The 21,809-nt window shown below is 61.0% G+C and carries 15 protein-coding genes and 2 tRNA genes; 12 read left to right on the top strand and 5 right to left on the bottom strand.

Annotated features, from left to right (window positions below; all coding sequences use genetic code 11):
* Positions 1-77: 77 nt before the first annotated feature.
* The 5 genes from hflK (at position 78) to NL123_RS27895 (ending at position 7,018) form a co-directional block, all read left to right on the top strand.
* Positions 78-1,253, top strand: a complete 1,176-nt coding sequence (gene hflK, locus NL123_RS27915) for an FtsH protease activity modulator HflK (RefSeq protein WP_028615515.1) — start codon at positions 78-80, stop codon at positions 1,251-1,253.
* Positions 1,253-2,119 carry a protease modulator HflC gene (gene hflC, locus NL123_RS27910; protein WP_025857365.1) on the top strand — a complete coding sequence of 289 codons (867 nt, stop codon included), beginning with the start codon at positions 1,253-1,255 and terminating at the stop codon, positions 2,117-2,119. Before hflK ends, hflC begins: the two co-directional genes overlap by 1 nt.
* Before the next feature lie 293 nt (positions 2,120-2,412).
* Positions 2,413-3,600, top strand: a complete 1,188-nt coding sequence (locus tag NL123_RS27905) for an ATP phosphoribosyltransferase regulatory subunit (protein ID WP_248485860.1) — start codon at positions 2,413-2,415, stop codon at positions 3,598-3,600.
* A gap of 54 nt (positions 3,601-3,654) precedes the next feature.
* Positions 3,655-4,944, top strand: a complete 1,290-nt coding sequence (locus NL123_RS27900) for an adenylosuccinate synthase (protein WP_248485861.1) — start codon at positions 3,655-3,657, stop codon at positions 4,942-4,944.
* Between the two features lie 139 nt (positions 4,945-5,083).
* The gene (locus tag NL123_RS27895; RefSeq protein ID WP_248485862.1) at positions 5,084-7,018 is read left to right on the top strand and encodes a methyl-accepting chemotaxis protein; all 1,935 of its coding nucleotides are present in this window, start codon (positions 5,084-5,086) and stop codon (positions 7,016-7,018) included.
* A gap of 108 nt (positions 7,019-7,126) precedes the next feature.
* On the opposite strand, the gene NL123_RS27890 is transcribed toward NL123_RS27895, so the two are convergent.
* The 4 genes from NL123_RS27890 to NL123_RS27875 form a co-directional block, all read right to left on the bottom strand.
* A complete protein-coding gene (locus NL123_RS27890; protein WP_494356764.1) occupies positions 7,127-8,686 on the bottom strand; it encodes an ABC transporter permease in 1,560 nt (519 codons plus the stop codon).
* Complete coding sequence (locus NL123_RS27885) at positions 8,686-9,711, bottom strand: extracellular solute-binding protein (protein WP_494356763.1); 1,026 nt, start codon at positions 9,709-9,711, stop codon at positions 8,686-8,688. Before NL123_RS27885 ends, NL123_RS27890 begins: the two co-directional genes overlap by 1 nt.
* Before the next feature lie 145 nt (positions 9,712-9,856).
* Positions 9,857-9,943, bottom strand: a tRNA-Leu gene (locus NL123_RS27880).
* A 152-nt stretch (positions 9,944-10,095) separates the two neighbouring features.
* Positions 10,096-10,182 (bottom strand) — tRNA-Leu (locus tag NL123_RS27875).
* A gap of 225 nt (positions 10,183-10,407) precedes the next feature.
* Between NL123_RS27875 and rnr the strand changes: the two genes are divergently transcribed.
* The 7 genes from rnr (at position 10,408) to dnaB (ending at position 17,669) form a co-directional block, all read left to right on the top strand.
* Positions 10,408-13,035: a ribonuclease R gene (gene rnr, locus NL123_RS27870; protein WP_494356762.1), complete on the top strand. Its 2,628-nt coding sequence runs from the start codon at positions 10,408-10,410 to the stop codon at positions 13,033-13,035.
* Positions 13,032-13,793: a 23S rRNA (guanosine(2251)-2'-O)-methyltransferase RlmB gene (rlmB, locus tag NL123_RS27865; protein WP_003188074.1), complete on the top strand. Its 762-nt coding sequence runs from the start codon at positions 13,032-13,034 to the stop codon at positions 13,791-13,793. Before rnr ends, rlmB begins: the two co-directional genes overlap by 4 nt.
* Positions 13,794-14,083: 290 nt before the next feature.
* Positions 14,084-14,506, top strand: coding sequence for a 30S ribosomal protein S6 (gene rpsF / locus NL123_RS27860; RefSeq protein ID WP_010563335.1), 423 nt, complete (start codon positions 14,084-14,086; stop codon positions 14,504-14,506).
* 28 nt (positions 14,507-14,534) lie between these two features.
* Entirely contained in the window at positions 14,535-14,765 is a 231-nt protein-coding gene (gene rpsR, locus NL123_RS27855) for a 30S ribosomal protein S18 (protein WP_002551829.1), read from the top strand.
* A gap of 36 nt (positions 14,766-14,801) precedes the next feature.
* Positions 14,802-15,695, top strand: a complete 894-nt coding sequence (locus tag NL123_RS27850) for a YybS family protein (protein ID WP_071497212.1) — start codon at positions 14,802-14,804, stop codon at positions 15,693-15,695.
* 18 nt (positions 15,696-15,713) lie between these two features.
* Complete coding sequence (gene rplI / locus NL123_RS27845) at positions 15,714-16,160, top strand: 50S ribosomal protein L9 (RefSeq protein WP_003171376.1); 447 nt, start codon at positions 15,714-15,716, stop codon at positions 16,158-16,160.
* Between the two features lie 111 nt (positions 16,161-16,271).
* Positions 16,272-17,669 carry a replicative DNA helicase gene (gene dnaB / locus NL123_RS27840; RefSeq protein WP_016976916.1) on the top strand — a complete coding sequence of 466 codons (1,398 nt, stop codon included), beginning with the start codon at positions 16,272-16,274 and terminating at the stop codon, positions 17,667-17,669.
* 9 nt (positions 17,670-17,678) lie between these two features.
* Here dnaB and NL123_RS27835 read toward each other — a convergent pair whose 3' ends face one another.
* The gene (locus NL123_RS27835; RefSeq protein WP_494356761.1) at positions 17,679-21,701 is read right to left on the bottom strand and encodes a dermonecrotic toxin domain-containing protein; all 4,023 of its coding nucleotides are present in this window, start codon (positions 21,699-21,701) and stop codon (positions 17,679-17,681) included.
* Between the last annotated feature and the right edge of the window lie 108 nt (positions 21,702-21,809).

Here is a 21,809-nt window from a genome sequence, read left to right as displayed (position 1 = left end):
TGCCGCAGTGGCAGGCATTCTGTAGCATTGGTCGGCGCGCCGTGGGTGCGTCTTTGCTTTATCAGATGGAGAGCGCTATGGCTTGGAATGAGCCGGGTGGCAACTCGAATAATCAGGATCCTTGGGGTGGTAAACGCCGCAATAATGGCGACCGCAAGGGGCCACCAGATCTCGACGAGGCCTTCCGAAAGCTGCAGGAAAGCCTGAATGGGTTGTTCGGTGGTGGGAAAAAACGTGGTGGTGACGACGGCGGTCGCACAAGCAAGGGCGGTGGCTATGGCCTGCTGGGCCTGGGTCTTGTCGTGCTGGCGGCCGTTTGGCTGTACAGCGCCGTTTACGTAGTGGACGAGCAGGAGCAGGCCGTGGTGCTGCGCTTCGGCAAGTACTACGAAACTGTTGGCCCGGGCCTGAACATCTACTTCCCGCCGATCGACAAGAAGTACATGGAGAACGTCACGCGTGAGCGTGCCTACACCAAGCAGGGCCAGATGCTGACCGAAGACGAGAACATCGTCGAAGTGCCGCTGACCGTGCAGTACAAGATCAGCAACCTGCAGGACTTCGTGCTGAACGTCGATCAGCCGGAAATCAGCCTGCAACACGCCACCGAAAGTGCCCTGCGCCACGTCGTCGGTTCGACCGCGATGGACCAGGTGCTGACCGAAGGTCGTGAATTGATGGCCAGCGAGATCAAGGAACGCCTGCAACGGTTCCTCGATACCTATCGCACCGGTATTACCGTCACCCAGGTCAACGTACAGAGCGCAGCCGCACCGCGCGAAGTACAGGAAGCCTTCGATGACGTGATTCGTGCCCGTGAAGACGAGCAGCGTTCGCGCAACCAGGCTGAAACCTACGCCAACGGCGTCGTGCCGGAAGCCCGTGGTCAGGCCCAGCGCATCCTCGAGGATGCCAACGGTTACCGCGACGAAGTGGTCTCCCGCGCCAAGGGTGAGGCGGATCGCTTTACCAAGCTGGTTGCCGAATACCGCAAGGCGCCGGAAGTCACGCGTGAGCGTCTGTACCTGGACACCATGCAGGAAGTCTTCAGCAACACCAGCAAGGTTCTCGTGACCGGCAGCAAGGGTGGGCAGAACAACCTGCTGTACCTGCCGCTGGACAAGATGATCGAAGGTGGTCGTAGCAGCACCAGCGCACCGTCCACCGGTTCCAATGCCGCTGCCAACGAAGCGAGCGCCCGTGCGGCCGCTGACTTGCTGCAACAGCAAACACGTACCAGGGAGAGTCGTTGATGAGCAATAAATCGCTGACCGCCCTGATTGTGGGCGTCGTCGTGGTCATCGCTGCCTGGAACTGCTTCTACATCGTGGCTCAGACCGAGCGTGCGGTGCTGCTGCAATTCGGTCGCGTGGTCCAGGCGGATGTCCAGCCGGGCCTGCATGTGAAAGTCCCCTACGTCAACCAGGTGCGCAAGTTCGACGCCCGCCTGATGACCCTGGATGCACCGACACAGCGCTTCCTGACCCTGGAAAAGAAAGCCGTGATGGTTGACGCCTACGCCAAGTGGCGCGTCAAGGATGCCGAGCGCTTCTACACCGCGACCTCCGGCCTCAAGCAGATTGCCGATGAGCGTTTGTCGCGCCGTCTGGAATCGGGCCTGCGTGACCAGTTTGGTAAGCGCACCCTGCACGAGGTGGTTTCCGGTGAGCGTGACGCGCTGATGGCTGACATCACGCGTTCGCTGAATACGATGGCGGAAAAAGAGCTGGGTATCGAAGTGGTCGATGTTCGGGTCAAGGCCATCGACCTGCCGAAGGAAGTGAACCGCAGCGTGTTCGAGCGCATGAGCACCGAGCGTGAGCGTGAAGCCCGTGAGCACCGCGCCAAGGGTAACGAACTGGCTGAAGGTATCCGTGCGGATGCTGACCGTCAGCGTCGTGTACTGTTGGCCGAAGCCTATCGCGAGTCTGAAGAGGCCCGTGGTGATGGCGACGCTCAAGCTGCGGCGATCTACGCCAAGGCTTATGGCCAGGACCAGGAGTTCTACGCGTTCTACCGTAGCCTGCGTGCCTACCGTGAAAGCTTTGCGAACAAAACCGACGTCATGGTGCTGGACCCAAGTAGCGATTTCTTCCGCTACCTGGAAAAAGCCAAGTAATCAGCTCGTCACTGTGTAGGAAGCACTCCGTCGGGCGGCTAAAACGCCTGGCGGGGTGATCCTTTCAGAAAACGGGTGTATGATGCGGCAGCCGGGAAATTCCCGGCTTTTTTGCGTCTGCATGTTTGATTCGGCAGGCGTGACAGGTTTTTCGAGGAAAGTGCCCGACGAGGCCGATTGCAGGCCGTTCGTCACGTCGCTCTTGCGCGTGGTTTATGCAGGCGGCGCGCATTTTCTGCTTCACTCAAGGCTCGGCCGAGGGCTGGCCGCCCGGATCAAAGGGGAATGGCGTAATGGCAACGGTAGACCGCTGGCTGCTGCCAGATGGCATCGAAGAAGTACTGCCACCGGAAGCTGCGCGCATCGAAATAGCGCGTCGCCAGGTGTTGGATCTGTTCCAGAGCTGGGGTTACGAGTTTGTCGTGACCCCCCATATCGAGTACCTGGAATCCCTGCTGACCGGCGCGGGCCAGGACCTGGATCTGCGCACCTTCAAGGTCATCGACCCGCAGTCGGGCCGTCAGATGGGTTTCCGCGCCGATATCACGCCGCAAGTGGCGCGCATCGATGCGCACACCCTGCGCCGCGAAGGCCCGAGCCGCCTGTGCTACGCCGGCAGCGTGCTGCACGCACAGCCGCGTGCCTTGTCGTCTTCCCGTAGCCCGATCCAGTTGGGCGCCGAGCTGTATGGCGATGCCAGCCCGAGCAGCGACGTTGAAGTGATCAGCTTGATGCTGGCCATGCTGCAACTGGCCGACGTGCCGGATGTCCACATGGACCTGGGTCATGTCGGTATTTACCGTGGCCTGGCCCGTGCGGCTGGTTTGTCCGGTGAAGTGGAACAACAGCTGTTCGATGCCCTGCAACGCAAGGCCATCGATGAAGTGATCGCCCTCACGGCTGGCGTGCCTGCCGATCTGGCTGACATGCTGCGTGCACTGGTCAACCTGTGCGGCGGCCGTGAAGTGCTGGTGGCAGCCCGTGAGCGCCTGGCCAATGCGCCGGCGCCGGTACTGGCGGCACTGGATGACGTGCTGGCAATTGCCGAGCAGTTGTCGGCGCGCTTCCCGGAGCTGCCGCTGTACTTTGATCTGGGTGAGTTGCGCGGTTACCACTACCACACCGGCGTGGTGTTCGCGGTGTTTGTACCGGGTGTTGGCCAGGCCATCGCCCAAGGCGGTCGTTATGACGATATCGGCGCCGACTTCGGTCGTGCGCGTCCGGCCACCGGTTTTTCCACCGATTTGAAAACCCTGGTGACCCTGGGGCGTGCTGAGGTCGAGCTGCCGTCTGGTGGCATCTGGATGCCCGACAGTACGGACGCAGCACTCTGGCAGCAGGTTTGCCAGTTGCGCAGTGAGGGTCAGCGTGTTGTCCAGGCCCTGCCTGGACAGCCATTGGCCGCCGCCCGTGAAGCGGACTGCGACCGGCAATTGATTCTGCAGAACGGGCTTTGGCAAGTATCGCCACTGGCTTCTTGAGTTTTCCTGCCGGCCATCGCCGGCACCAAGTTTGCGCGAATGAGGACAAGTGTTATGGGTAAGAATGTCGTAGTCCTGGGCACCCAATGGGGTGATGAGGGCAAAGGCAAGATCGTTGATCTGCTGACCGAACATGCTGCCGCCGTAGTGCGCTACCAAGGTGGCCACAACGCTGGCCACACCCTGGTCATCGATGGCGAAAAAACCGTTTTGCACCTGATCCCGTCGGGCGTACTGCGCGAAGGCGTGCAGTGCCTGATCGGCAACGGCGTAGTGGTTGCACCGGACGCCCTGCTGCGTGAGATCACCAAGCTGGAAGAAAAAGGCGTACCCGTGCGCGAGCGCCTGCGTATCAGCCCGTCTTGCCCGCTGATCCTGTCCTTCCACGTTGCGCTGGACCAGGCCCGTGAAAAGGCCCGTGGCGAGCTGAAGATCGGTACTACCGGTCGCGGCATCGGCCCGGCGTACGAAGACAAGGTTGCACGTCGTGGCCTGCGTGTGGGCGACCTGCTCAACATGCCGCGCTTTGAAGACAAGCTGCGTGAACTGGTGGATTACCACAACTTCATGCTGGTCGGTTACTACAAAGAGCCAGCCATCGAGTTCGAGAAAACCCTGGCCGAGTGCAAGGAATACGCAGAGCTGCTCAAGCCACTCATGCTCGACGTAACCGCCGAGCTGCACGACCTGCGTCGCGCTGGCAAAGACATCATGTTCGAAGGCGCCCAAGGCTCCCTGCTGGACATCGACCACGGTACCTACCCGTACGTGACCAGCTCCAACACCACCGCAGGTGGCGTTGCGACCGGTTCCGGCGTTGGCCCGATGTTCCTGGACTACATCCTGGGCATCACCAAGGCTTACACCACTCGCGTAGGTTCGGGCCCGTTCCCGACTGAGCTGTTCGACGACGTCGGCGCTCACCTGGCCAAGCAAGGTCACGAATTCGGCGCGACCACCGGCCGTGCTCGTCGTTGTGGCTGGTTCGACGCCGTTATCCTGCGTCGCGCTATCGATGTGAACAGCATCTCGGGCATCTGCCTGACCAAGCTGGACGTCCTCGACGGTCTGGAAACCATCAACATCTGCATCGGCTATAAAGATGCCGAAGGCAAGGACGTTGCTCCGACCGACGCCGACAGCTACGTGGGCCTGCAGCCTGTGTACGAAGAAGTGCCGGGCTGGACCGAATCGACCGTGGGCGCCAAGACCCTGGAAGAGCTGCCGGTTAACGCCCGTGCCTACATCAAACGTGTCGAAGAGCTGATCGGTGCGCCGATTGACATTATTTCGACAGGTCCGGACCGCAACGAAACCATTGTTCTGCGTCATCCGTTCGCTTAATAAGCTGTTGATGTAAAAAGCAAAGGGCTCCTTCGGGAGCCCTTTGTCGTTTCTGTCGCCTGGGCGGCACGACCCTTGCTTTGGTTCTTTCTTTCGCGGTGCTATCAAATTAATGGCACCCGTGGTGGAGGGATTCCCGATGTCTGCCGTTCTCTCATTGTTACAAAGCCGTCTGTTGCGGCCAGTGTTCGTTACCCTAGGTATCGCTCTTTTGGTGCAAGTGCTGGTGGCGGTCGCCCTGACGCGAAGCACGGTCACTGCACTGGAGGCAGATCTGGGCAATCGCCTGGGTGTCGACAGCCAGAAGCTGTCCGGCGAATTGGCCCAGGCTGGCAAGGAAGTCACGTCCAGTCTCGATAGCTTGTCTACGAGCACCCGTCAGCGTCTAACCGCAGGGCTCTCGACCCGCCTGCAGGAAGAGCAGAAGCAACTGCGTGCGACCCTGGAAAAAGACCTGAAAGACTCTGCCAATGACATGGCGCAACTGCTGGCCTCGGTGGCGCCCCGCGCCATGTGGGACAGCGACGTGCCGACGCTGTCGGAGTTCGCCCGGCGCGCCCAGCGCAATCCCAACGTGCTGTTCGTGGTCTATGACGACGCGGCGGGCGAGCACCTGACGCGCTACCTGAACCGTGAAAACCCGATCAACCAGGCGTTGTTGGACAAGGGCAAGGGTGATCGTGCCCTGGATAAAGTGTTGGATGCGGCCAAAGATGATCCTTCGGTGTTCTACGTGGAGGCGTCCATCAGCCCCAATGGCGTAGAGATCGGCAAGGTGCGCATGGGGGTTTCGACGGCTGCGGTTGAGGCTGACCTGCAAGCGCTCGATAAACGTTTTGCGGCGCTGATCGCCAGCGGGGATCAACTGGTCGGCGATAGCCTCAAGGGCGCGGCGGCCGACAGCGCTGCCGCCATGGGCGCCCGCTTGCAATCTGCGCAAGCCACGGCCACCCAGATGACGGCCAATACCACGAGCGCCGTTCAGGACGCTGCTGGCACCCTGCGCTGGCGTATCGGCATGGGGCTCGCGCTGGTCGGTCTTGGCGTATTGCTGTTGATCGCTGTGGTGCTGGGTCGCCGTGTGGTCAACCGCTTGAAGCTGCTGATCGCGGCCATGGACGATTTGGCGGCGGGCGAGGGTGATCTCACCAAGCGCGTGCAGATCAGCAGCAAAGATGAAATCGGCGACATGGCTTCGGCGGTCAATCGCTTTGTGGATAAGTTGCAGCCCATCGTGCGTGAGGCGGGGGATGTGGCCCAGCGTACCGGTGTGGAAATTGGTGCCATGACCCTGCGCAACGCAGGTGCCGATGCGGCCGCCGGCTTGCAGCGCGATGAAGTGGCCGAGAGCTTGCGCGCACTGTCGCAAATGGCCGATGAGGCGCAGGCCGAAAGTCATGCGATGCAGGCGGCGTTGCAGCAGGTGGTGGATATCCGTCAGGCCACGGACGAGAACTCGCGCACCTCGGCTGAAGTCGGCAGTTTGATCGAGGCGCTGGCGGGGCAAGTCCAGGCCGGTTCCACGGTCATCGAGCGCCTGGCCCAGCAAAGCGAGCAGATCGAGGTGGTGTTGACTGTCATTCACGGCATTGCCGAGCAAACCAACCTGTTGGCACTCAACGCGGCGATCGAAGCGGCGCGTGCCGGCGAGACCGGGCGCGGCTTCGCGGTGGTGGCAGACGAAGTACGGGCACTGGCGAGCAAGACCCAAAGCTCCACCGGCGATATCCAGGCGCATATCGTGGCGTTGCAGCAAGGCGCGCGGGAGGCGGTGGAAACCATCGGCAAGGCTGGGCGTCAGGCGAATGAGGGCTTGCTGGTGCTGCGTGACAGCGTGCGCTTGCAGCAGACGGTGCAGGCCTCGGTGGAGCAGGTGCATGCCGCGATTGGTTTGGCGACGCGTGCAGCCGAGCACCAGGCCCAGGGCGCCCATGCGGTGCGCGGCCGGGTCGAGGTGATCCATGCCCAGGCCGAGCGTGCTGCTCAGGCGGTGGTGGAGACTACCGCCAGTGGCAAGGTGCTGGATGGGTTGGCGGCGCAGTTGAAGGCGAGCCTGGGGCAGTTCAGGGCGTAGTTTTGCCTGTACCGGCCTCATCGGGGGCAAGCCCCCTCCCACATTTGTCAGCATTCCATAGCTGGAACTCGGTCAACTGTGGGAGGGGGCTTGCCCCCGATGGCGGTCTCAACGGCTCAGATACATCCGCGTCGTGAGCAAATACACCGGCAACCCGGATACCAGAATCAACAGCGCCGCATAAGGCGCCGCCGCCGCGAACTCCACGTTCGAGGTATGCGCCCAAACGGCTGTGGCCAGGGTATTCAACCCGGTCGGGCTCAGCAGCAAGGTAGCCGTCAATTCCTTCATCGCATCCAGGAATACCAGCGCAAACGCAGCACCCAATGCCGGGAAGATAATCGGCAAGGTCACCCGGCAAAACGCGCTGAACGACGACGCGCCTAGAGTCCGTGCCGCCTCTTCCAATTGCGGCGCCGCCTTGTTCAGCGCCGTACGAATCGGTGCCTGGGCCAGCGGCAAAAACAAAAGCGCATAAGCAATCAGCAACAACGCCGAGGTCTGGTACAGCGCTGGCACGTAATGCAGGGCGAAATACACCAGACTCAGTGCGATCACCAGGCCGGGCAAGGCGTGCAGCAAGTAAGGCAGGCGCTCGGCCCAGATCGCCAGTTGGCCTTTGTAGCGCACCACCAGCAGTCCGACCGGCACCGCCAGCACCAGGCAAAGCGCGGCGCCGCCGAGCGACAGCGCCAGGGAGGACAGCAACGCCTCACTGATCTCGGCCAGCGGAAATGCAGCCGACGAACCTACTGCCAGCCAATAACCGAGCATCCCCAGGGGAATGCCGCTGCCGATGATCGCCAGCGCCAGGCAATACACCTGGCTCAGTGGCGCCCACTTACCCAATCGAACCTGCTCCGCATGTCGCGCTGCGCCCTGGCCAATGCGCACGTGCCGGCCCTTGCCGCGCACGCGCAGCTCCAGCCATAGCAGCGTCAGGCACATCACCAGCAGCACGGCCGAGAGCATCGCCGCATTCGCGTTGCTGAATTCCAGCTCGAACTGCTGGTAGATCGCGGTGGTGAAGGTCTGCAACCCAATGATCGACAGCGCACCGAACTCCACCAGCATATGCAGCGCGATCAGTAATGCCCCAGCCAGCAGCGAGGGCCACAGTAGCGGCAATGTCACGCTAAAGAAGATGCCCCAGCGGTTCAGTCCCAGGGTACGGGCCGACTCTTCCAGTGCGGGATCAAGATTGCGCAGCGTTGCCGCCACCGGCAAGAACACCAGCGGGTACTTCGACAGGCTCATCACCAGGATCGCCCCGCCGAGCCCTTCGAAACTGGCGCTCAACGACACCCAGGTAAAGCTGCTGACAAACGCCGGCACCGCAAACGGCAGGCACAGGATCACACCCCAGATGCGCCGCCCCGGCAGGTTGCTGCGCTCCAGCAACCAAGCCAGGGACAGGCCGATCACGCCGCACGCTACCGTTACCCCGACCATCAGCGCCAGGGTGTTGCGCAGTAACCCAAACACATACGGTCGCCACAGCAGATGCACCGCCTCCGCCCAGCCCGCTTGCCAGGCCTTGGTGCCGACGTACGCCAGCGGCAGTAGGCTCAAGCCAACCAGAAATAGCACCGGTAGCAACAGCCAGATCGACGGGCGCTTGCGCCGCGGGCTGAACCCTGTGCGCAGGGCGGGTAGCGATGGGTTCATCAGTTCAAGCCAACGTCACGTTCCAGGTCCAGGGCTTCTTCGGCGTTGCCCAGGTCGGCCGGGGTGACTTTCGGCGGTTGCAGTTCGCTGAAAGGCTTGAGACCGCGATTGGATTCCATACCCTTGCGCAGCGGGTATTCGGCCGAGGTATTGGTGATCACGCGCTGGCCTTCTTCACTGGCCATGAATGCCAACAATTGCTGGGCTTCCTTGGGGTGCTTGCTGGATTTCAGCGCGGCGGCGGAAGACACGGTGATCAGGCCACCGGCGTCGCCATTGGTGAAGTAGTGCAGTTGGGAATCCAGATTGGTCTTTTCTTTCTTCAGGGCGAACCAGTAGTAGTTGTTCACCAGAACGGTGGCCACTTCGCCGTTTTCGACGGCTTTCAGCGCAACCATGTTGTTGCTGTACACCTTGCCGAAGGCGCGCAGGCCGGTCAGCCATTCTTCGGCGGCTTCACGACCGTGCAGCTTGATGATCGCCACAGCCTGTTCCTGGAACGCGCCGCTGGTCGGCACGAAGCCGACCTTGCCTTGCCACTCGGGGCCGGCAAAGTCGAGTACCGATTTGGGCAGGTCTTTTTCGGCGATCAGTTTCGGGTTGAACGCCACGACACGGGTGCGTGCGGTTACGCCCATCCAGTCGCCATGGGCGCCAACATAATCCTTGGGCAATACGTCGAGGGTGCTGGCGTCGATCTTGGCCAGCAGGCCTTGCTCGCCGAGTTTGTTCAGCGGCGGCGATTCTTCGGTGTAGATCACGTCGGCAGGGGAGCGGTCGCCTTCTTCGACGACCTGGCTGGCCAGCTGGTTGCTGCTGCCTTTGCGCACGTTGACGTGGATGCCGGCCTTGGCTTCGAAGGCCTTGGCGAGCTCGTCGCCGACTTCTTTGTGCTGGCCGTTGTACAGGGTCAGGGAGACCTTGTCGGCGGAGTAGGCGGTGGGGGAGAGCAAGGTCAGGCCGAGCAGAGTGAGGGTCAGGCCACGCAGAAGGGATGTCTTGAGACGGGTATCGCGGATGGTCATCCGAAGTTTTCCTCGCTTGTGTGCAACAAATCATTGCAAGGATAAACGATAAAGTTTCTCAGGTGCGGATGCAGGTGGAAATCGACAGGGAAGTTTTCAAACCCCGGAAACGAAAAAACCCGCTTTCGCGGGTTTGATCTGAATTTGGTGCCCAGGAGAAGACTCGAACTTCCACGACCTTGCGATCACCAGCACCTGAAGCTGGCGTGTCTACCAATTTCACCACCTGGGCATTATCAACAACGCTTGCGCTGTTGATGGAGCGAACTATACGGAGGGCTTTTTGATCTGTAAACCCCTGATTCAAAAAAATAAATCAAGTTTTCCGTTAAAAATCAAAGCCTTGAAACGAAAAAACCCGCTTTCGCGGGTTTGATCTGAATTTGGTGCCCAGGAGAAGACTCGAACTTCCACGACCGTAAGGTCACCAGCACCTGAAGCTGGCGTGTCTACCAATTTCACCACCTGGGCATTATCAAACAACGTTGCCGTCGTCGATGGCGCGCACTATACGGAGGGGATTTTAAGCTGTAAACCCCCGCCACGAAAAAAGCCTGGAAAATTTCGCCAGTGGTCGTGCAAGGTGCCCGTTGCGGGCTGCAAAGGGCTTTAAAAGGCTTGTTGACGTCTGAAATTTCCCGTTTCAATACGCGTATGCCAAACTAACCCGCATATAGACAAGGTGAAAACTCTCTAATGGCCGATTGGCAGTCCCTCGATCCCGAGGCCGCTCGTGAAGCGGAAAAATATGAAAACCCTATTCCTAGCCGCGAACTGATCCTGGCGCATCTCGCCGATCGGGGTTCGCCTGCTAGCCGCGAGCAGTTGGTCGAAGAATTCGGTCTGACCACCGAAGACCAACTCGAAGCCCTGCGCCGCCGCCTGCGCGCCATGGAGCGCGACGCACAACTGATCTACACCCGCCGTGGCACTTACGCGCCTGTGGACAAGCTCGACCTGATCCTCGGTCGCATAGCCGGTCACCGTGACGGCTTCGGCTTTCTGATCCCGGACGACGGCAGCGACGATCTGTTCATGAGCCCGGCGCAAATGCGCCTGGTGTTCGATGGCGACCGTGCCCTGGCGCGCGTTTCCGGTCTCGACCGTCGCGGTCGCCGCGAAGGCGTGATCGTCGAAGTGGTGTCCCGTGGTCACGAGACCATCGTTGGTCGCTACTTCGAAGAAGGCGGCATCGGTTTTGTCGTGCCGGACAACCCCAAGGTGCAGCAGGAAGTGCTGATCACCCCGGGCCGCAACGCCAACGCCAAGATCGGCCAGTTCGTCGAGGTGAAGATCACCCACTGGCCGACGCCGCGCTTCCAGCCGCAGGGCGATGTGATTGAAGTGGTCGGCAACTACATGGCGCCGGGCATGGAAATCGATGTCGCGCTGCGCACCTACGATATTCCTCACGTCTGGCCTGAAGCCGTCGTGAAAGAAGCGCGCAAGCTCAAGCCGGAAGTCGAAGAGAAGGACAAAGAGAAGCGCATCGACCTGCGCGATCTGCCGTTCGTCACCATCGACGGCGAAGACGCCCGCGACTTCGACGATGCGGTCTACTGCGAGGCCAAGCCAGGCAAGCTGCGCCTGTTCTCCGGCGGCTGGAAGCTGTACGTGGCGATTGCCGACGTCTCCAGCTATGTGAAGATCGGTTCGGCCCTGGATGCCGAGGCGCAGGTGCGTGGCAACTCGGTGTACTTCCCCGAACGCGTGATTCCGATGCTGCCCGAGGAGTTGTCCAACGGCCTGTGCTCGCTGAACCCGAAAGTCGACCGTTTGGCCATGGTGTGCGAGATGACTATCTCGAAAACCGGCGAAATGACGGACTACCAGTTCTATGAAGCGGTGATCCACTCCCAGGCGCGCCTGACCTACAACAAGGTCAGCACCATCCTGGAGCAGCCGAAAACCAGCGAAGCCAAAGCCTTGCGCGGCGAGTACGGCCATGTCGTGCCGCACCTCAAGCAGCTCTATGCGCTGTACAAGGTATTGCTGGGCGCACGTCATACCCGTGGCGCGATCGATTTTGAAACCCAGGAAACCCGGATTGTCTTCGGTTCCGAGCGCAAGATCGCCGCGATCACTCCGACTACTCGTAACGACGCGCACAAGCTGATCGAGGAATGCATGCTGGCGGCCAACGTGGCCACCGCTGAATTCCTGAAGAAGCACGAGATCCCTGCGTTGTACCGTGTGCACGACGGCCCGCCGCCGGAACGCCTGGAAAAATTGCGCGCGTTCCTCGGTGAGCTCGGCCTGTCCCTGCACAAAGGCAAGGACGGCCCGACGCCGAAGGATTACCAGGCTCTGCTGGCCAGCATCAAGGACCGTCCGGATTACCACGTGATCCAGACCGTGATGCTGCGCTCCCTGAGCCAGGCGGTGTACAGCGCCGACAACCAGGGCCACTTCGGCCTGAATTACGAGGCGTACACCCACTTCACCTCGCCGATCCGTCGTTACCCGGACCTGCTCACGCACCGCGCCATCCGCAGCGTGATCCACTCCAAACAGAACACTCCGCACGTCAAGCGCGCCGGTGCCATGACTATTCCGAAGGCACGGATCTATCCGTACGACGAAGCGGCCCTGGAACAGCTGGGCGAGCAGTGCTCCATGAGCGAGCGCCGCGCCGACGAAGCTACCCGCGACGTAGTGAACTGGCTCAAGTGCGAGTTCATGAAGGATCGCGTAGGCGAATCGTTCCCTGGTGTGATCACGGCCGTGACCGGCTTTGGTCTGTTTGTGGAGCTGACCGATATCTACGTCGAGGGCCTGGTGCACGTCACCGCCTTGCCGGGCGACTACTACCACTTTGACCCTGTGCACCACCGCCTGGCGGGCGAGCGTAGCGGTCGCAGCTTCCGTCTGGGCGATACCGTGGAAGTGCAGGTCATGCGCGTCGATCTCGACGAGCGCAAGATCGACTTCGGCATGCCCGACAAGCCCGCAGAAGCGCCGGGCAGCCGTAAAAAGCGTGGCAGCGAACCGACCAGCAAAGGCAAGGGCGCGCCAGCTAAAGCGGCCGCCGTGGAGCCAGCGCCTGCCAAGGCCGGTCGTCGTTCATCGACCAAGGAAAAGGCCCCCGAAGCCTACCGCCCGAGCGACGCAGCGGCGAAAAATGCCGAACTGCGCAAGAGCCGTGAGTTGAAGCAGCAGTTGCTCAACGAAGCCAAAAGCGGTGGTAAAGCGGCGTCTGGGGGAAAGTCCCACGGGGCGGAAAAGCCGTCGAGCAAGCCCAGTAAACACCGTAAAGGCCCGCCAAAAGCGGGTTCGGCTCCCGCGAAAAGCGGCGGCTCGCGCAAACCTAAGGCCAAGTCATGAGTCTGGAAAAAATCTACGGCGTCCACGCCGTAGAAGCACTGCTGCGTCACCATCCCAAGCGCGTCAAGCAAGTCTGGCTGGCGGAAGGCCGCAGCGAGCCGCGCGTACAAGCGCTGGTTGAACTGGCAACGCAAAACAAGGTTGCCATCGGCCAGGCCGAGCGTCGTGAAATGGATGTGTGGGTAGAGGGCGTTCACCAGGGCGTGGTGGCGGACGTAAGTCCGAGCCAGGTCTGGGGCGAGGCGATGCTCGATGAGCTGCTCGACCGTACCGAAGGTGCACCGTTGCTGCTGGTGCTCGACGGCGTGACCGACCCGCACAACCTCGGCGCCTGCCTGCGTTCGGCGGATGCTGCCGGCGCGCTGGCGGTGATTGTGCCCAAAGACAAGTCGGCGACCCTGACGCCGGTGGTGCGTAAAGTCGCGTGTGGCGCGGCGGAAGTGATTCCGCTGGTGGCCGTGACCAACCTGGCACGCACCCTGGAGAAACTCCAGCAGCGTGGCCTGTGGGTCGTGGGTACGGCGGGGGAGGCCGAGGTCAGCATTTATGACCAGGACCTCACCGGCCCGACCATCCTGATCATGGGCGCCGAAGGTAAAGGCATGCGTCGCCTGACCCGTGAGCATTGCGATTACCTGGTGCACCTGCCGATGGCCGGTAGCGTCAGCAGCCTCAACGTGTCGGTGGCTACCGGCGTCTGCCTGTTCGAAGCCCAGCGCCAGCGTGGCGCGAAGGCCAAGGCCAAACCGAAGAAGTAATCAAAATGTGGGAGGGGGCTTGCCCCCGATAGCGGTGTGTCAGTTGCAGATGATGTGGCTGATCCTCCGTAATCGGGGGCAAGCCCCCTCCCACAGTCGTTTTGGGGTGCTTGGAAGATTGTTCAAATAATCACCAATCACCTTGCGCGCATCCTCCCCCTTCTCTACAATTGCGCCCCTTGCCTTCCTGGCGGGCACCGATGTGCCTCCCTGCGGCAAGATCCATAAGTGTCATTCACTCCTTGTCTGACCGTTTTTGAGCGGCAGGCTACAACCCGTAAGGAGCATTCATGCGTCATTACGAAATCATCTTTTTGGTCCACCCGGATCAAAGCGAGCAAGTCGGCGGCATGGTTGAGCGTTACACCAAGCTGATCGAAGAAGACGGCGGCAAAATCCACCGTCTGGAAGATTGGGGCCGTCGTCAACTGGCCTACGCAATCAACAATGTTCACAAGGCTCACTACGTGATGCTGAACGTTGAGTGCACTGGCAAGGCCCTGGCCGAGCTGGAAGACAACTTCCGCTACAACGATGCAGTGATCCGTAACCTGGTCATCCGTCGCGAAGAAGCCGTTACCGGCCAATCCGAGATGCTCAAGGCTGAAGAAAACCGCAGTGAGCGCCGTGAGCGTCGCGACCGTCCTGAGCACGAAGGCGCTGATAGCGTTGATAGTGATGACAGCGACAACAGCGATAACGCTGACGAGTAATCCACGGACCTTTTAAGGAGCCTATCAAATGGCACGTTTCTTCCGTCGTCGTAAATTCTGCCGCTTCACCGCTGAAGACGTGAAAGAGATCGATTACAAAGATCTCAACACTCTGAAAGCCTACGTATCCGAGACCGGCAAAATCGTTCCAAGCCGTATCACCGGTACCAAAGCACGTTATCAGCGTCAGCTGGCCACCGCTATCAAGCGCGCCCGCTTCCTGGCCCTGCTGGCCTACACCGACAGCCACGGCCGCTGAGACCGGGCAGTCGACAAGTAGTAAGGGATTGAATGCATGCGCGCCTTAGCTGAGTTCATCATGCGCGGTCGCGTGCAGGCCACTCTGGTAGTGGCTGGATGTGCAGCATTGCCGTTGTTGTATTGGTTGGGTGCTGCCGCAGGTTGCCTTGTGCTGCTGCGGCGCGGTTTGCAGGATGCCCTTGGCGTCCTGGCCCTGGGAGTGCTGGCCGCCTTGATCTGGTGGCTGCAACTGGGCGAACCCAAGGTACTTCTGGTGCTGCTGGGGTCGTCGAGCCTTGCGTTGGTTTTGCGCGCAAGTGAGTCCTGGGCCCGCACGCTGCTGGTCAGCGTGGCAGTGGGGTTGGTGTTTTCGGTGTTGATCGACGCGGCTTTCCGCCCGCAGATCGAGGCGCTGTCGCAAGAGATCGTCAAGATCCTGCCGATGGCCCTCGGGGAACTCTACCAGCAGCTTTCGGTAGATGAGCGAGCGCGTCTTGCGACACTGATTGCACCGGCCCTGATCGGCCTGATGGCGGTAATGATGCAGATCGTCAGCGTGCTGAGCCTGATGCTTGGGCGTTATTGGCAGGCGTTGTTGTACAACCCGGGTGGTTTTGGTCGCGAGTTTCGCAGTATCAGAATCCCCGTGGGCCCGGCGATGTTGCTGCTGGCACTCATGGTGGTCGGACCGTACTTCGGTTCACAAGCCACCTTGCTGGTGCTGTTTTGCAGCGTACCGCTGGTGTTTGCCGGACTGGCCCTGATTCACGGGCTGGTCGCGCAGAAGCGCCTGGCCAAGTTCTGGCTGGTGGGGATGTACGTAACAATGGTGCTGTTCATGCAGCTGATCTATCCGTTACTCGTGGTTTTGGCCATTGTCGACGGCCTGATTGATTTTCGCGGTCGTCTGGCGCCGAAAGACGCCGATAACGCGAACGGTGAAGGTTAAAAGTTAGAGGATTTTCACATGCAACTGATCCTTCTGGAAAAAGTCGCCAACCTGGGCAACCTGGGCGACAAAGTGAACGTTAAGGCCGGCTACGGTCGTAACTACCTGCTGCCATACGGCAAAGCCACCGCTGCAACCGCTGCCAACCTGGCTGCGTTTGAAGAGCGTCGTGCCGAGCTGGAAAAAGCCGCAGCAGACAAAAAAGCTTCGGCTGAAACTCGCGCTGCCCAACTGGCTGAGCTGGAAGTGACTATCACTGCCACCGCCGGTGACGAAGGCAAGCTGTTCGGTTCGATCGGCACCCACGACATCGCTGATGCACTGACCGCCTCCGGCGTTGAAGTGCAGAAGAGCGAAGTTCGTCTGCCGAACGGCACCATCCGCAACGTAGGCGAATTCGACGTAGCCGTGCACCTGCACGCCGAAGTTGAAGCCACCGTACGCGTTGTCGTGGTAGCAGCTTAAGCCGCACCTAACTGACTGGCACCTCGCGTGCCAGGCGGTTAACATCGGGCACGATCCTGTTTACAGGTCGTGCCTTTTGTTTTTCTACACACCCCCAAATTCCAAGTGGCCATGAACGATATTTCAGCTCCTGAGCAATACGATCTGCAAACCGCTGCCCTGAAGGTGCCGCCGCATTCCATCGAGGCCGAACAGGCCGTGCTCGGTGGTTTGATGCTGGACAACAACGCCTGGGAACGCGTGCTGGATCAAGTCTCGGACGGTGATTTCTATCGCCATGACCACCGCCTGATCTTCCGTGCCATCGCCAAGCTGGCCGACCAGAACTCGCCGATCGACGTGGTGACCCTGGCCGAACAACTGGACAAGGAAGGCCAGACCTCCCAGGTCGGCGGCCTGGGCTACCTGGGCGAACTGGCGAAAAACACGCCGTCCGTCGCCAACATCAAGGCCTATGCCCAGATCGTTCGCCAGCGCGCCACACTGCGCCAGCTGATCGGCATCAGCACCGAGATCGCCGACAGCGCCTTCAACCCCGAAGGGCGCACCGCCGAAGAGATCCTTGACGAAGCCGAGCGCCAGATCTTCCAGATCGCCGAGGCCCGCCCGAAAACCGGTGGCCCGGTGGGCGTCAACGAGCTGTTGACCAAGGCCATCGACCGCATCGACACCCTGTTCAACACCGACGCCGCCATCACTGGTATTTCCACCGGTTATGCCGACCTCGACGAGAAGACCAGCGGCCTGCAGCCGTCCGACTTGATCATCGTCGCCGGTCGTCCGTCGATGGGTAAGACCACCTTCGCGATGAACCTGGTGGAAAACGCCGTGTTGCGCAGCGACAAGACCGTGCTGGTGTACTCCCTGGAGATGCCCGGCGAATCGCTGATCATGCGGATGCTCTCGTCGCTCGGGCGTATCGACCAGACCAAGGTGCGTTCCGGCCAACTGGAAGACGACGATTGGCCGCGCCTGACCTCGGCGGTCAACCTGCTCAACGACCGCAAGCTGTTCATCGATGACACTGCGGGCATCAGCCCATCCGAGATGCGCGCCCGTACCCGCCGCCTGGTGCGTGAACACGGCGACATCGCCCTGATCATGATCGACTACCTGCAGTTGATGCAGATCCCCGGTTCCAGCGGCGACAGCCGGACCAACGAGATTTCCGAAATCTCCCGGTCCTTGAAAGCTCTGGCCAAGGAATTCAACTGCCCGGTGGTGGCGCTGTCCCAGCTCAACCGTTCCCTGGAACAACGCCCCAACAAGCGCCCGGTGAACTCCGACTTGCGCGAATCCGGCGCGATCGAGCAGGACGCCGACGTGATCATGTTCGTGTATCGCGACGAGGTGTACCACCCCGAGACCGAGCACAAGGGCATTGCCGAGATCATCATCGGCAAGCAGCGGAACGGCCCGATCGGCTTTATCCGCCTGGCGTTCATCGGTAAGTACACACGCTTCGAGAACCTCGCGCCGGGCAGTTATAACTTCGACGACGACGAGTAAAACCCAGGCTCAAGGGCGCGTCTCGGGGAGCGGGCCGAACAACGCGCGGATGGTCGGTTCGTTGTACTGGTAGTTCCAGCGCAGCTCGGTGCCGGCGCAAATATCCTCACGGGTAAAGAATGCTGTCAGCCTCAGTGATTCCCGAGGTTGCTCGCCTTTCTGGGTCTCAACATTGAAATACACTGCTTCGACGTTGTAGCCACCGCTTGCCTGGCGCACCGGGTAACCGGCTTCGTAGTCAAAGATAGTGTTCATGCGCGACAGCACGTTATCGCCTGAGAGCACGACTTCGCGGTTGATGGGGCTCGCGGTCGTCTCGTGTGGGATCTGATAGGGGCGCACGTCGATCAGGTACGGGTCCCGGCGAAACCCGGCGATGTGATGGGGCAGTAAACCGCCGCCGTATACTCCCAGCACTTCCCCCTTCGTCAAGTCTTTCGTGCTCACCACGCACGACTGTCCTATCAATACCGACTCTTCGGCGAAGCGGCACTGGGCTTGAGTAAAGGGCACCACTTCGATTTTTTCGTCATACAACTGCGCAACCTTTTCATAACCTTCCCACTGGATGTACGGCAGTACCGGCTGCTTGTCGAACAGCGCACCGCTCGTTGGGGATTTGCCCTGGCTTTGCATGGCTTTGATGCGCATCGGTTGGCCGTCCACATCGCGTAGGGGATAGCGGCCATTGTTGGCGCGGTCGTAGAGACCTCGGTAATTCTGACTGAACTGGTACGAGGCGTGGGAGCGCATACTGCGCAGCTCGCTGGGCCCGTATGGATGAGGTGGGTTGGGGAGGGGCGACGGTAGACTTTCCAGCGCTGACTCATAGTCGACGTTCGAGTCGGCCGATTCGAACAGCTCGCTGGACGTGGAGCCGGAGCGCCTCCTGGGGGGTGTCGGCATCCCGCCCAGTAGTGCATCCTTCTGCGGATCAATCTGCCAGCCGCCCTCTGCGTTCTTGCCGATATACGGTTGGTAGGCCCTGAAGCGGCTGCGGGCGTCAAGCAAACGCCACCCCAGCGCGTCGGCTTTGACCAGATAGTAGTTGCCGGACTCCAGCACGTAATAGCGGTAGCTGCCATCCGGCAGGGGCGGGGCTTGGTAGACGCCGTCTGCGCGCAAGGTCAGCCCTTCGGGGGGCGTCGGGCTGGCGAAAAGCGGGTCGAAAGGCAGCCCCGGTACAGCAGGGGAGTCTGCCCACGGTGTTGGCGCACGTCTGGGCGGCGCGGGTTTGGCCAGCAGTTCGAGGCTGGCCTTGCGCAAGGCGCTGGGCAGGTCCGCAACTCCCGACTGGCGCAGCACGTGACTGCGCTCGCGGTCTGAAAGGCTTTGATCGATAGCCGTGAGCAGGTCGGCTGGTGCGCCCAGCGCTTGGCCTTGAGCGGTATGGCAAGTGAACTGCTCTCGTTCATGCACCAGCAAGTGCCCGGTGTCGTTTTCGCCGGCTCCGTTGCTATAGAGCAAGGGGCCGGTGAGCGTTTGCTCGCGGATCTCCAGTCGACTGGATGTTGGCCAGCCGGGCAAAGACTCCAGTGCTGTCAGCACCAGCACAGGGTAGTCGGGGCTGCGGGTTGTCTTCAGGTAGAGGCTTTCGTAGGCACGATGGACGCTGGATTGGTTCAGGTATTGGCCGAATTCCCAATGCTGTTGCGCGGTGAGGGAGCGTTCCAGCTGTAATCGCTGCTGATCTGCGAAGCTCAGCCCGCAGGTCGCCTCTTCCAGATGATATTTCGATAGGCCGGGCAGGATGTCACGGATCGTCTGCTCCAGCGCAGACGCGGGTTGTTCGGCGCGGTCGTTGAGCCAGGTAAACACGCGGTCTGCGTGCTCATGGGCCTCGGCCGCCAGGGTGAATGCGAGGTTTTCGACGTTGCTGGAGCGTCCGACCCGTCTGGCGGGCAGTTCATTGAACTGCGCTTGGGTCAGTTGTTCTTCCAGGCAGTCCAGCAACTCGCCTTTGCGAAAGCGTGCTTCAGGGACTGTGATTTCCAGCCCCTGGTTGCCGTGGCTGAACAGGACCCGTTGCTGTTCATCGACCACCTTCAGCACGCGGTTCGTCGGCCATTTTGGCAAGGATACCAGCAGGTGAAACTGGATAAGTGGAGAGTGTCGACTCACTTCGCTGCCTTCGGCACGGGCGAAGTTGAAGTCTTCGATTTCCTGCGCCAGGTTGAAGCGCCTGACTGTGTCGCGCAGGCCCGGCGGCGGGCGTACGACTTCCTGATGCGCCTGGCGCAGCAGGCTGGCGTCGGCACCACTGACCCGCAGGATCGGCTCCACCGCTGATGCCTTGATGTTTGACGCATCAGGGCCCAGCCGCTTGATCAGTTTGAAGTCGTCCCAATCGCGGGCGGTTTCGTGTTCCTGGCGCCACCCGCCGACGTCATTGCTGAGCATCTGCGGCTGATAGGCGCGCGGGTCGCTGGGGTGTTGCAGGCGCCATTGCGAGGTGCGCGGGTCGCGGGCCAGGGCGTGCAGGTGGTCATCGAGAGACACGTAATGCTGCCCCTCGTAGTGCTGCAGCCCCTGGGCGTCGACCGGCACCTGCGCTGGCAGTGTCTTGAGTTGGCGGTACGGCACCATGTCCGGGTTCCACAGGCGCATGCCCTGTTCCTGCACCTTGACCGCGATCAACCGCGCGCCGAACCCTCCGGCTTTCACCGCGCCTGCGGTAGCGACGCCCTGGGCGACGGTGTCCACCACGTCCATCATGTCATTCAGGGCCTGGTCGCTGTCCCCTCGGCTCCAGGCGGCAAACCCGTTGTAAAGGCTGTCGACCAGCTGTGCGGCTGTTACCACCAGCAGCACTTCGCCCACGATGGGAATGAATGACGCCGCGAAGAACAGTAGCGACTTACCGGTCTCGGCAAAGTAATGCAGGCGTTTCTGCCGGCTCAGGGCGTCGGCATCTGCCGTTGGCACCGCCAGGGTGCGGGCGTCGTCGCGGATCTGTTGGATACGTTGTATGGCGACCGCCTGGAACGCGTCGCCCTGGATCAGGGTACGGCTGACTTTGGCTTCAAGGCGGGCCGCAATCACCCTGGCGGGAGAGTCGATGCGTGGCGCGACGGTCCTGGCGGGCAGCACCGTGAGCAGCGTGCCCTGGTGTCGAAGCGGTACCAGTCGCTGGAAAAAACCGAAGTAGGCGGGCTGGGCCAGGCGTTGTACCAGCGAGTGTTCCAGGGACTCCATTGACTCATGCTTGCGGAACGAGCCGACGGGATCGTCGGGTATATAGAGCAGTTGCTGTCGATCCACTTGCGTATCGTGGATGACCAGCACGCTCGGCAGCACCACGCCGCCCAGGGTCAGGTGGTTGCATTGCAGGTCGGGATGGCCGCCATTGCGGGCCAGGGCCAGTAGAGTGCTGTACAGTCTTTGATCAATCCAGCCCCTCAAATGAGCGATATGCGAGGCGGTTTCAAACCGAGTCTGTTCACTTCGGGAAAAAAGCTGGCGTACCTGCACGGCTGCCTGGGGTGTGTCCTTGGGCGCAAGCAGCGTCTCAAGGTGTTGGAGGTAATGCTTCCCCAGGTCGAGGCTGCGACAGAAACCGGCGAACATGATCGGTGAGATGGGCTGCCGGGTTATCGCGGCGCCATACACATTGTAAATGGCCGATCCGGCTTCCATCCCGCCATCCTCGGCTTCATCCGCTTCAAAGTTCTGCAGTGCGGCTTCCAACAGGGGTTGTTGGGTGGTCCTGGCGTGGGTCTTGATCAGGCCCAGCAGGTGATGGTTTTTCCATTCGCGCAACACAACCCCACGCTCACTGTCGAGCAGGCCGAAGAAGGTGTTGTGGAGCGCAAGTTCGAAATACGGCCGGGCGTACTCCGAAGGGCTTTTGAGCTGGCTGAGCAGCGCCTTGAGGTCATGCCGGGCCTGGTTGCTGTCGATCAGGCTGCGGCGCAAGTCATCGCGCCGCATCTTGTTGGCCCGGGTGAGCCAGGAGGGCAGCTTTTTCCGAATGAATTCAGTGTGGGCCGGGAGTGCGGGGGGCGTGACAGGTTTTGGCGTCAGGGCGCTCATGGCATGTCCTAGGGCGGGTTGGTTTGCCTCAGGTTACCCACGAAGATTGCCCGCAATGGCTAACGGGGTAGTGCGCGACGATAGGCGAAACCCTGTAGCGGCTTGGGT

It is taken from the genome of Pseudomonas sp. FBCC-B1565 (assembly GCF_059133265.1).
The sequence above is the reverse complement of the archived record's forward strand: the minus strand, read 5'-3'. Positions and strand labels throughout refer to the sequence as shown.